The 12,471-nt window shown below is 73.4% G+C and carries 5 protein-coding genes; all 5 read left to right on the forward strand.

Annotated features, from left to right (window positions below; all coding sequences use genetic code 11):
- Positions 1 to 75: 75 nt before the first annotated feature.
- The 5 genes from ACFCXS_RS27935 (at position 76) to ACFCXS_RS27955 (ending at position 12,267) form a co-directional block, all read left to right on the forward strand.
- Positions 76 to 3,363, forward strand: a complete 3,288-nt coding sequence (locus tag ACFCXS_RS27935; protein WP_376646275.1) for a type I polyketide synthase — start codon at positions 76 to 78, stop codon at positions 3,361 to 3,363.
- Between the two features lie 58 nt (positions 3,364 to 3,421).
- A complete protein-coding gene (locus tag ACFCXS_RS27940) occupies positions 3,422 to 9,964 on the forward strand; it encodes a type I polyketide synthase (protein ID WP_376646096.1) in 6,543 nt (2,180 codons plus the stop codon).
- 110 nt (positions 9,965 to 10,074) lie between these two features.
- Positions 10,075 to 10,572 carry a pyridoxamine 5'-phosphate oxidase family protein gene (locus ACFCXS_RS27945; protein WP_376646097.1) on the forward strand — a complete coding sequence of 166 codons (498 nt, stop codon included), beginning with the start codon at positions 10,075 to 10,077 and terminating at the stop codon, positions 10,570 to 10,572.
- 137 nt (positions 10,573 to 10,709) lie between these two features.
- The gene (locus ACFCXS_RS27950; protein WP_376646098.1) at positions 10,710 to 11,237 is read left to right on the forward strand and encodes a hypothetical protein; all 528 of its coding nucleotides are present in this window, start codon (positions 10,710 to 10,712) and stop codon (positions 11,235 to 11,237) included.
- Positions 11,230 to 12,267: a hypothetical protein gene (locus tag ACFCXS_RS27955; RefSeq protein ID WP_376646099.1), complete on the forward strand. Its 1,038-nt coding sequence runs from the start codon at positions 11,230 to 11,232 to the stop codon at positions 12,265 to 12,267. Before ACFCXS_RS27950 ends, ACFCXS_RS27955 begins: the two co-directional genes overlap by 8 nt.
- The last annotated feature ends 204 nt before the right edge of the window (positions 12,268 to 12,471 follow it).

A 12,471-nucleotide genomic window follows, 5' to 3' on the forward strand; every position in this document is an offset into this window, starting at 1 on the left:
CACTGCGGCACCGATCACCACACGACACACGGGAGTTGACACACCATGGCGGGCGAGGACAAGCTCCGCGACTACCTGAAGAAGGCCGTCGCCGATGCCCGTGAGGCACGCCGGCAACTGCGGGACATCGAGGACAGGCGGCGCGAGCCGATCGCGATCGTTGGCATGGCCTGCCGCTACCCCGGCGGCGTGTCCTCGCCCGACGACCTGTGGCGCCTCGTGGCCGACGGCACCGACGCCGTCGGCGGGTTCCCCGGCAACCGGGGCTGGGACGTGGACGGCCTCTACGACCCGGACCCCGACCGCACGGGTGCCTCCTACACCCGCGAGGGCGGATTCCTCTACGACGCCGACCGGTTCGACCCGGCCTTCTTCGGGCTGTCGCCGCGCGAGGCCATGGCGATCGACCCGCAGCAGCGGCTGCTGCTGGAGACGGCCTGGGAGGCGTTCGAGCACGCCGGCATCGACGCCACCGCCCTGCGCGGCTCGGACACCGGCGTGTTCACGGGCCAGATGTACAACGACTACGGCTCACGCCCCCACCTGCCGCCGGAGGACTTCGAGGGCTACCTGTTCAGCGGCAGCGCCGGCAGCATCGCCGTCGGCCGGCTCTCCTACACCTACGGCTTCGAGGGCCCGGCGGTCTCCGTCGACACGGCGTGCTCGTCCTCGCTGGTCGCCCTGCACCTCGCGGTCAACGCGCTGCGCAACGGCGAGTGCTCGCTCGCCCTGGCCGGCGGCGTCACGGTGATGTCGACACCCGTGGCCTTCCTGGAGTTCTCCCGCCTGCGCGGTCTGTCGCCCGACGGCCGCTGCAAGTCGTTCGCGGCCGGAGCCGACGGAGTGGCGTGGGCGGAGGGGGCCGGTGTTCTCGTCGTCGAGCGGCTGTCGGACGCGGTGCGCAACGGGCACCGGGTGCTGGCGGTGGTGCGGGGCAGCGCGGTGAACCAGGACGGCGCCTCGAACGGCCTGACGGCACCGAACGGCCCCTCGCAGGAGCGTGTCATCCGCCAGGCACTGGCTTCGGCCGGGCTGTCCGCCTCCGACGTGGATGCGGTGGAAGCGCACGGCACGGGCACGCGTCTTGGTGATCCGATCGAGGCGCAGGCGCTGCTGGCGACGTATGGCCAGGGCCGTGAACGGCCGCTGCTGCTGGGGTCGTTGAAGTCGAACATCGGGCATGCGCAGGCGGCCGCGGGTGTGGGTGGTGTGATCAAGATGGTGCAGGCGATGCGGCACGGTGTGCTGCCGCGGACACTGCACGTGGACGAGCCGTCGCCGTTCGTGGAGTGGGACACGGGTGCGGTCGAGCTGCTGACCGAGGAACGTGACTGGCCGGAGCGGGAGGACGCGCCCCGCCGCGCGGGTGTCTCCTCCTTCGGATTCGGCGGCACCAACGCGCACGTGATCCTGGAGGAGGCCCCGGCCGCCCCGCCCGCCGAGACCACCGGCCCCCGCGCCCTGCCCGTCCTGCCGTGGCTCCTGTCCGCCCGCACCCCCGAGGCGCTCACCGCCCAGGCCGAACGGCTCCACGTCTACGCCTCGGCCCCCGGCGCCCCCGACCCCCTGGACATCGCCTACTCCCTGGCCACCACCCGAGCAGGCCTCCCGCACCGCGCCGCGGTCGTGGGTACGGGGCCCGCCGAACTCCTCGACGACCTCCGCCACCTGACGCCGGTCAGCCCCTCAGGGGGTGCTCTTGCCTTGGTGTTCTCGGGTCAGGGTGCGCAGCGGGCTGGGATGGGGCGGGAGTTGTATGAGGCGTTTCCGGTGTTCGCGGGGGCGTTGGACGAGGTGTGTGGGGTGCTGGATCCGTTGGTGGGTGGCTCTTTGAGGGAGGTGATGTTCGCGGTCGAGGGGTCGTTGTTGTCTCGGACGGGGTGGACGCAGCCGGCGTTGTTCGCGTTCGAGGTGGCGTTGTTCCGGTTGGTGGAGTCGTGGGGTGTGCGGCCTGGGTTCGTTGCGGGGCATTCGGTGGGGGAGTTGGTGGCTGCGCATGTGGCGGGGGTGATGGATCTGGGTGAGGCGGCTCGGTTGGTGGCGGCGCGTGCGGGGTTGATGGAGGCGTTGCCGCCGGGCGGGGTGATGGTTGCGGTGGAGGCGTCGGAGGGGGAGGTGCTGGCGGCGATCGGTGAGCGTGGTGACGCGGTGGGTGTGGCTGCTGTGAATGGCCCGTCGGCGGTGGTGATCTCGGGCGCGGACGATGCGGTGGAGGCCGTAGTGGCTGGGTTGCCGGGTCGGCGTACCCGTCGTCTCGATGTCTCGCATGCGTTTCATTCGCCGTTGATGGACGGGATGGTGGAGGAGTTCCGTTCGGCGGCCAAGGAGGTGCGTTACGAGGTTCCCCGTCTTCCGGTGGTGTCGACGGTGACGGGTCGGTTGGCGGGGGGTGAGGATCTTCGGTCGGCGGACTACTGGGTGACCCAGGTCCGCCAGGCCGTCCGCTACGCCGACGCCGTCACCACCCTGGAGTCCGAGGGCGTCACCACACTCCTGGAGATCGGTCCCGGCGGCGTTCTCGCCGCCCTCGCCGCGCAGGCCGTCCGCGACCCCGACGCCCTGACCGCCACCGTCGCCACCCGCGCGGGACGCGCCGAGCCGGAGACCCTGGTCGAGGCCCTCGGCACGCTGCACGCCCGAGGCGTACCCGTCGACTGGGAGGCGTACTTCGCCGGTTCCGGAGCCCGCCGGGTCCAGCTGCCCACCTACGCCTTCCAGCGCCGGCGGTACTGGCTCGACGAAGTCACCACCGGCAGCCGTGAGATGGACCCCGGCTCACGCGTCACGCCCGACATCCCGGAGGAGACGACACCCCGGGCGGTGCCCCTGGCCGAGCGGCTCGCGCCGCTGGGCGAGGCGCAGCGGGAGCAGTACCTCCTGACCCTCGTCACGGAGCTGGTCGCCAAGGTGCTCAAGCACCCCGACACCTCGGCCGTGGTGCCCGACCGTCCCTTCCAGGAACTCGGCTTCGACTCCCTGACCGGCGTCGAACTGCGCAACCGGCTCGGTGCCGACACCGGCCTCTCCCTGCCCACCACCGTCGTCTTCGACCATCCGAACCCCGCAGCGCTCGCGGCCTACGTAAAGGCGCAGGCGGCCGCGCCCGGCCCCGGCAGCGGACCGGCCGGTGCCGTCGCCGGGGAACTGGATCGGCTGGAGGCGTCCCTGGGCGCCCTCGCGGCGGACGGCTCGCAGCCGGACGAAAGCCGCGTGGAGCTGTCCGCCCGGCTGCGGGCCCTGGCCGACCGTCTCGCGGGGCCGACGGACACACCGTCCCCGTCCGCCGCCGACGTCCTCGGGGACGCCTCCGCCGACGAGATCTTCGACTTCATCGACACCCAGCTGGGCCGGGCCGCGGACTGACGCCGTCCGCCCGCCCCGCACCACCACCCTTCCGGTACCGAGGAGAGACTGATTCCGCATGTCCGCTGACATGTCCCGCGCGCAGGAGCAGGCCCAGACCAGGGAACAGAAGCTCGTCGACTACCTGAAGTGGGTCACCGCCGACCTGCAGAAGGCGCGCGAGCGCATCGAGACGCTCGAGTCGGCCACCACCGAACCCGTGGCCATCGTCGGCATGGCGTGCCGCTTCCCGGGCGGCGTCACGTCACCGGACGACCTGTGGCGCCTGGCCGCCGAAGGACGGGACGCCATCAGCCCGTTCCCCGAGGACCGCGGATGGGACCTGGACGCGCTGTACAGCACGGACCGTGACGAGCCCGGCACGTCGTACACCCGCGAGGGCGGCTTCCTCGACGGCGCCGCCCTGTTCGACGCGGACTTCTTCGGCATCTCGCCCCGTGAGGCCCGCGCGATGGACCCCCAGCAGCGCGTCCTCCTGGAGACCGCGTGGGAGGCGTTCGAGGACGCCGGGATCGACCCCGCCACGCTGCGCGGCAGCCGGACCGCCGTGTTCGCCGGCGTGATCGAGCAGAGCTACCTCGGACTCGAAGGACCCGCCGAACTCGAGGGCCACCTCATGACCGGCAAGCTCAGCAGCGTGGCCTCCGGCCGTATTTCCTACACCTTCGGTCTCGAGGGCCCGGCCGTCTCGATCGACACGGCCTGCTCGTCCTCGCTGGTCGCCCTGCACCTGGCGGTGGAGTCGGTCCGCCGCGGGGAGTCCACCCTCGCCCTCGCCGGAGGCGCGACGATCACCGCGACCCCCGGCGGATTCGTCGACTTCTCACGCCAGGGCGGACTCGCCCCCGACGGCCGGATCAAGTCGTTCGCGGCGGCCGCCGACGGCACCTCGTGGTCGGAGGGCGTCGGTCTGCTGGTCGTGGAGCGTCTGTCGGACGCGGTGCGCAACGGGCACCGGGTGCTGGCGGTGGTGCGGGGCAGCGCGGTGAACCAGGACGGTGCGTCGAACGGTCTGACGGCGCCGAACGGTCCGTCGCAGGAGCGGGTCATCCGCCAGGCGCTTGCGAACGCCCGTCTGACGCCTGCCGAGGTGGACGCGGTGGAGGCGCACGGTACGGGCACCCGGCTGGGCGACCCGATCGAGGCGCAGGCACTGCTGGCGACGTACGGCCAGGACCGCGAACGGCCGCTGCTCCTGGGCTCGTTGAAGTCCAACATCGGCCACACCGTCGCCGCGGCCGGTGTCGGTGGTGTCATCAAGATGGTGCAGGCCATGCGGCACGGCCTGCTGCCCCGGACCCTGCACGTCGACCAGCCCACCCCCATGGTCGACTGGAGCTCCGGCGCGGTCGAACTTCTCACCGAGGCCCGCGAGTGGACTCCCCGGGCAACGGCCCCGCGCCGCGCCGCCGTCTCCGCCTTCGGAGTGAGCGGCACCAACGCCCACGTCATCCTGGAAGAGGCCCCGGAAACGGAGGCCACCGCCCCGGAGCAGACCCGCACCCTCCCGGCCGTGCCCTGGATCCTGTCCGCACCGGACGACGACGCCCTGAGCGACCAGGCCCGGCGGCTCCAGACGCACATGGGCGCCCACCCCGAGCAGTCCGCCACCGACCTCGCCTACTCCCTCGCCACCACACGCACCCTGCACGACCGCCGCGCCGTCCTGACCGGAACCGGCAGCGACGACCTGTCCGACGCCCTCCGGCAACTCGCCGAGACCCCCACGAGCTTCGGCGCGCCCGCCCGGCCCGGCGCCCTGGCGGTGGTGTTCTCGGGTCAGGGTGCGCAGCGGGCTGGGATGGGGCGGGAGTTGTATGAGGCGTTTCCGGTGTTCGCGGGGGCGTTGGACGAGGTGTGTGGGGTGCTGGATCCGTTGGTGGGTGGCTCTTTGAGGGAGGTGATGTTCGCGGTCGAGGGGTCGTTGTTGTCTCGGACGGGGTGGACGCAGCCGGCGTTGTTCGCGTTCGAGGTGGCGTTGTTCCGGTTGGTGGAGTCGTGGGGTGTGCGGCCTGGGTTCGTTGCGGGGCATTCGGTGGGGGAGTTGGTGGCTGCGCATGTGGCGGGGGTGATGGATCTGGGTGAGGCGGCTCGGTTGGTGGCGGCGCGTGCGGGGTTGATGGAGGCGTTGCCGCCGGGCGGGGTGATGGTTGCGGTGGAGGCGTCGGAGGGGGAGGTGCTGGCGGCGATCGGTGAGCGTGGTGACGCGGTGGGTGTGGCTGCTGTGAATGGCCCGTCGGCGGTGGTGATCTCGGGCGCGGACGATGCGGTGGAGGCCGTAGTGGCTGGGTTGCCGGGTCGGCGTACCCGTCGTCTCGATGTCTCGCATGCGTTTCATTCGCCGTTGATGGACGGGATGGTGGAGGAGTTCCGTTCGGCGGCCAAGGAGGTGCGCTACGAGGTTCCCCGTCTTCCGGTGGTGTCGACGGTGACGGGCGGGTTGGCGGGGGGTGAGGATCTTCGGTCGGCGGACTACTGGGTGACCCAGGTCCGCCAGGCCGTCCGCTACGCCGACGCCGTCACCACCCTCTACGACCAGGGAGTGCGGACCGTCGTGGAGATCGGCCCCGGCACCACCCTCGCCGCCCTCACCCGAACCGTCCTCGCCGACCGGGACGACGTCACCGTCCAGGCCCTCCAGCGCGCCGACCGGCCCGAACCGCCCGCACTCGCCGACGGCATCGGCACCCTCCACGCCCGGGGCGTGCCCGTCGACTGGGAGGCGTTCTTCGCCGGCTCCGGAGCCCGCAGGGTCCCGCTGCCCACCTACGCCTTCCGGCACCAGCGGTACTGGGCCGACGCACTCTCGGCCGGTCGCCGGGACGCGGGCGGATTCGGACTGGACAGCGCCGAGCACCCCCTCATCGGTGCCGCGTTGTTCCCGGGAGACCGCGACGAGGCGCTGTTCACGGCCCGCCTGTCGTCCCGCACGGACCAATTCCTCGCAGCCCACACCGTCGCCGGGGAGACCGTCGTGCCCGGCACGGTCCTCGCCGAACTCGCCGTCCGGGCCGGGGACGAGACGGGCTGCACGGCCGTGGACGAACTCGTCGTCGACGCGCCGCTGGTGCTGCCCCGCGAGGGAGCCCTGCACCTCCAGGTCCGCGTCGGCGAACCGGACACGGCCGGCCGGCGCGCCCTCACCGTCCACGCCCGGCCCGAGGCCGCCGACGCGTCCTGGACGCGCCACGCCCACGGCGTCCTCGCCGACACCCCGCTCGTCCCACCGGCGGACACCGCTCCCGCGCCCTGGCCGCCCGTCGGCGCCGAGCCGTTCACAGCCGCCGCGGACGGGACCGAACACCCGGAAGCGGACCCGGAAGCAGTACAGGAGCTGTACGAACGCTTCGCCGCGGCCGGTGTGCACTACGGGCCCTCGTACCGAGGGCTGACACGGATCTGGCGGCGCACCGACGAGCTGTTCGCCGAGGTGGCCCTGGACTCCGACACCGATCCGCACGCCGAGGGGTTCGGGCTGCATCCGGCCCTGCTGGAGGCCGCCCTGCAACCGCTGTACGCCGCCGGACTGCCCGGCCTGCCGCCCATGGCCACCCGGTGGCGCGGTCTGCGGCTGTACGCCGTCGGCGCGGACACCCTGCGCGTGCAGCTCGCCCCGGTCCCCGGTGCCGACGACACCTACGCGGTGCGCCTCACCGACCCGGCCGGACAGGTGGTCGCGGTGGCCGACGCCGTGACCGTCGGACCCGTCCGCGCCGAGGCGCTGCGGGCCGCCCGCTCCCGGGACCGCGACGCCCTCCACCACGTGGAGTGGATCGCCCGCCCGCTGCCCGCCGCTTCCCTGAACTGGCTCACCCTCGGCTCCGCCGCGCACCCGGACGTACCGGCAGTCTCCGAGGCGGCCAGGGCGGCCGGCGAGCGCATCGGGGCCGTACGCCTCGACCTGGCCACCCCCGCAGGAGCAACCGCGGAGGACGCCGTCCGGGACACCGTGGGCCGGGCCCTCTCCTGGGCGCGGCTGTGGCTCGCCGAGGAGGCCCTGGCCGACACGCCGCTGGTCGTCGTGACCCGTGGTGCCATGGCCGTCGTCGACGACGAGGACGTCACCGACCCCGCCGCCGCTGCGGCCTGGGGCCTGCTGCGCTCGGCGCAGTCGGAGACGCCGGGGCGGATCGTGCTGGTGGACGCGGACGGCGAACCCGACCCGGACGCCCTGTCCGCCGTGGTCGCCTCCGGTGAACCTCAGGCCGCGATCCGCGGCACCACTCCGGGCGGCACCACGTCCGGCACCACCCCCCGCATTCACGTACCGCGCCTGCTGCGCACCCCCGTACCGCAGCCCGCCGCAGCCGGGCGTCGCACCCTCTGGGACCCCGACGGCACCGTCCTGGTCACCGGCGGTACGGGTTCGCTCGGCGCGCACTTCGCCCGCCACCTGGTCACGGACCACGGCGTGCGCCACCTGCTGCTGGTCAGCAGGCGCGGCCCGCACGCCCCGGGCGCCCCGGAGCTGTGCTCCGAACTGCGGGCCCTGGGCGCGACCGTTACCGTGGCCGCCGCGGACGTCGCCGACCGCACCGCCCTCGCGGGCGTCCTGGCCTCGGTGCCGGCGGCGCACCCGCTGCGCGGCGTCGTCCACACCGCGGGCGTCCTCGACGACGGCGTCATCGCCTCGCAGACACCCCAGCGGCTCGACGCCGTGCTGCGGCCCAAGGCCGATGCGGCCTGGAACCTGCACGAGCTGACCCGGGAAGCCTCCCTGACGGCGTTCGTGCTCTTCTCCTCCGTGGCCGCGGCCGTCGGCGGTCCCGGCCAGTCCACCTACGCCGCGGCCAACGCCCACCTGGACGCGCTCGCCAAGCACCGTGTCGCATCGGGTCTGCCGGCCACGTCCATCGCCTGGGGCCTGTGGGAGCAGGCGACCGGTCTGACGGGCGGCCTGACCGAGACGGACCTGAAGCGGATCGCCCGCAGCGGCTTCCGCACCGTCCCGCAGGAACTCGGCACCGCCCTGTTCGACCTGGCTGTGGGCACCGGCCGCCCGTACCTCGTGGCCACCCCGCTCGACCTCCCGGTGCTGCGCCGCCAGCCGCAGGTCCCGGTGCTGCTCAGGTCGCTGGTGCGGGTGCCGGTCCGGGCCACGGCGCGCGGCGTGGCCGACGCGGGGCCGGGGCTCGCCGAGCGGCTCGCCGGACTCGACGAGGCCGCCCAGCACACGGTCGTCCTCGGCGCGGTGGCGGCCGAGATCGCCCGGGTCCTCGGCCGCTCCGGCACCGTCGACCCCGAACGCCCCCTGCAGAACAGCGGTTTCGACTCACTCACCTCCGTCGAGCTGCGCAACCGGCTCGCCGTGGTCACCGGCCTGCGCCTGCCCGCCACCCTGGTCTTCGACCACCCCACGCCCCGGGCCCTGGCGGCACACCTGCGCACCGAACTCCTGGTGCCCCAGGGCGATTCCGAGGCGGGCCCGGCGGTCGACTACGCCGCCGACCTCGACCTGCCCGCCGACATCCGCCCCGCCGGCGAGGTCGTCCACACCGTCACCGACCCGTCCGACCTCCTCGTCACCGGCGCGAGCGGATTCCTCGGCGCGTTCCTGGTGCGCGACCTGATGCGCACCACGACCGCCCGCCTGCACTGCCTGGTGCGCGGCGCGGACGACGCGGCGGCCTACGAGCGGCTGCGCGCCAGCCTCACCTGGTACCGCGTCTGGGACGAGATCGACGAGAACCGGCTGCTGGTCCGCGCCGGAGACCTGGCAGAGGAGCGGCTCGGCCTGAGCGAGGAGCAGTTCGACGGCCTCGCCCGCACCGTGGACGCCGTTTACCACGCGGGCGCCACCGTGCACTGGCTCCACCCCTACGAGGCACTGCGCGCGGCCAACGTCCACGGCACCCGCGAGATCCTGCGCCTGGCGGCCCGCCACCGCACGGTCCCCGTGCACTACATCTCCACCGTCGGCGTCTTCAACGGCCCGGTCACGCCCGGCGTCCCCCTGAAGGTGACCGACCCGACCGGCCCCGCCGAAGCCCTGCCCAGCGGCTACCTCCAGTCCAAGTGGGTCGCCGAACAGCTCGTCGGCCTGGCCCGGGACCGCGGCCTGCCGGTGTCGGTGCACCGCGTCGACGTCATCTCCGGCGACACCCGCAACGGGGCCTGCCAGACCCGTGACTTCGTCTGGCTCAGTCTCAAGGGCCTCCTCCAGGCGCAGGCCGCACCCGCCGGCGTCTCAGGCCGCTTCCACCTGCTGCCCGTCGACTACGTCAGCGCCGCCATCGTCGGCATCTCCCGGCGAGAGCCGGCCGGCGGCACCTTCCACCTGTTCAACCGCACCTCGCTGAGCCTCGCGGACTGCGTGTCGTACCTGCGTGAACTCGGGTACCGGCTCGACGAGACCGACCGGGAGCGGTGGAGCGCCGCGGTGCGCTCGGACCGGGACAACGCCCTGCTGCCGCTGCTGCACGCCTTCGAGATGATGACGTCCGACACCGACGGCTTCTACCCGCCCATCGACACCGCCGAGACCGAGGCGGCGCTGGCCGGCACGGACATCGTCTGCCCGCCGCTGACCCGTGAACTCTTCGCCACGTACGTGGAGTTCTTCGTCCAGGAGGGACACTTCCCACCCGCCGCCCGACCGTGAGGTCCGCCGGCCGGACACCCCAGGCCGCCCGCCCGCTCCCCGTCGAGCGGCCGGGCGGCCCGCCCCTTTTCCCCTTTTCCGTCCCGCGTACGTGAATCCGAGGTATCGCCATGGGCACCGCACGGGTGCGTTCGTTCTCCGAGATCGAGGCCGCCTTCGTCGAGTACGTCCAGCGGACCGTCTACTGCACGATGGTCACCGTCGACCGGCACAACCGCCCCCGGGCCCGGGTCGTCCAGCCCGTCTGGGAGACCGTCGACGGGCGCCCCGTCGGATGGCTGGCGGTCTTCCGCACCCCGGTGAAGGCCGCCCACCTGGCGCACAACCCCCATACGACGTACGCGTACTGGCACCCTCGCCAGGACGCGGTGTTCGTCGACAGCGTCTCCTCCTGGGCGCCCGACCGGGACACCAAGCTGCGCGCCTGGGAGCTGTACCGGCGCAACAGCCCCCCGGGCGTCGGCTACGACCCCCACCTCTACTGGAGTGCCGGCCCCGACAGCCCCGACTACCACCTGCTGCGCATCGACCCCTGGCGCGTCCAGGTCCTGCGCGGCTCGGACCTGAGCAGCCGCATCTGGGCGGCCGAGCCCCCGCCGGACCACTGACACCGGCGGGCCCCGCGCCGAAGCCCGCCGGCCGGACGGCCGCTGTCCGATGACACGGCCCCCGCGTTGCCCCGCCCTCCCGGAATGCGGTTGTATCACCGGACCGGCTGAACCAGGCAGCGATCCAGGGAGAGTTGATGGCAGCAGCAGAGGGGGAGAGGCCGGAGAGCACGTCCGCGGGCCACACCGGTGAAGCGACCGCGCACTTCACGACCGGCGGCGGCGCGTGGGGCCCGATGCCCGCTCCGCCCACGGACGAGGACGCCGGAGCACTCCTCGCCGTGCTCACGGAGCTGCGGTCCGACCTCGCCCGTCTGCGGGACTCGGACGAGATCACCGCGTTGAGGGAGCAGTGCGACGCGGCCGTGGACGAGATCTCCCGGACCGGTCGCGTCACGCTCGACCTCGTCGCTCGGCTCCGTGCCGGTCTCGCGGCAGCGGAACCGGTCCGGTCGGTACTGGCCTCCGGCGCCGCTCTCGCCCTGTACCTCGACCGGGTGGAGGAACGCCTTCGCTCGCCGCGGCCCGCCGCGGAGCCGAAGAAGCGGACCAGGCCCGCGGGTCACGCACGCCCCGGCGGGTACGGGGCCCCGGTCGGCCACACCCCGCCCGGACCCAGCACCGGCTCCGACGACGACGAGTGGCCCGACCCCGCCGATGGGTGACATCGCCAAGGGCGTCCTGGGAGGGGCCTGGACGCTGCTCGTCGGCTGGATCCTGCCCACCGCGCTGAACCTGTCCGTCTTCCTGCTGGCCGTCGCCCCGAGCCTGCGCGGCATCGGCCCGCTCGACCGGCTGCGCGGCGCGAGCGGACCCGGCACCGGCCTCACCCTGCTGACCGGGGCGCTGCTGCTCGGCCTCGTCGCCAACGCCTGTCAGAACGCGCTCTACCGGCTCCTGGAGGGGTACCTGCTGTGGCCGGCCCGGGCCTTCGAAGCGGGCTGCCGCCGCAGCCGCCGGACCAGGGCGTTCCTCGCGGACCGGCTGACCGTGCTCCGCCTGGAACGCCGCGCGGCCGAGCAGGGGCAGCCGAGGAGCGAGGACGTGCAGGAGCTCGCCGGGCTGCTGGCCGACCCGCGGCTCGCCCGGGCCGCCGCACGGGACCGTCGTCGCACCGCCGTCCAGCGCGGGCTGCTGCGGGAGCGGTTCGCCCGGTTCCCGATCGCCGACGACCAGATCGCCCCCACCCGGCTCGGGAACGCCATCCGCCGCTTCGAGGAGTACGGCTGGGACCGCTACCGCCTCGACACCCAGCTGCTGTGGAACGAACTCACCGGCTGCGTCCCGGACCAGATCCGCCGCCAGAGCGAACTGGCCCGTGCCAGCGTCGACTTCTTCGTGGCCCTGCTGTCCGGCCACGTCGCCGTCGCCCTGGCGGCGGCTGTCGCCCTCGCGGCCGGAAGCCGGCCGGACCGCCTCGCCCTGGTGAGCACCCTCGTCGCCCTCACCGTGCTCGTGCCGGTCTGGTACCGGTCGGCGGTCACCGCCACCGACGAGTGGGCGGCGGCCGTCCGCGCCCTGGTGAACACCGGCCGCAAACCCCTCGCGGCCTCTCTCGGCCTCGCCCTCCCGCAGACCCTCGCCGCGGAACGCGACATGTGGACGATGGTGTCCCGGCTCTCCCGCATCCCCTACCACGAACGCGCCGCGGCGCTGGACCCCTACCGCGCGGAACCCGCCACGGACCCGGTCTGACAGGCCCCGTCCCGGCTCGCGGACGGTCGGAATCCGGTACCGGAACGTCGTAATCGCGCCGTTTTCGGTGCGTGGCGTACGGCGAGGTGAGCGACGGGTCGAACGGCGGAAGAATGATAAGGACCTGACAGCCGCAGTGCAGGATCAGGCACTCCGCGAGATCCGGCCCGCACCGAGATCAGGCACGCTCCTGGATCAGGCCGC

Source organism: Streptomyces sp. NPDC056373, from assembly GCF_042262425.1.
Lineage (GTDB): Bacteria > Actinomycetota > Actinomycetes > Streptomycetales > Streptomycetaceae > Streptomyces.

Bases quoted from the DNA above. Each gene is read 5' to 3' on its own strand.
- ACFCXS_RS27950 (WP_376646098.1), top strand. From the start codon at position 10,710: ATGGCAGCAGCAGAGGGGGAGAGGCCGGAGAGCACGTCCGCGGGCCAC.
- ACFCXS_RS27945 (WP_376646097.1), top strand. From the start codon at position 10,075: ATGGGCACCGCACGGGTGCGTTCGTTCTCCGAGATCGAGGCCGCCTTC.
- ACFCXS_RS27955 (WP_376646099.1), top strand. From the start codon at position 11,230: ATGGGTGACATCGCCAAGGGCGTCCTGGGAGGGGCCTGGACGCTGCTC.
- ACFCXS_RS27940 (WP_376646096.1), top strand. From the start codon at position 3,422: ATGTCCGCTGACATGTCCCGCGCGCAGGAGCAGGCCCAGACCAGGGAA.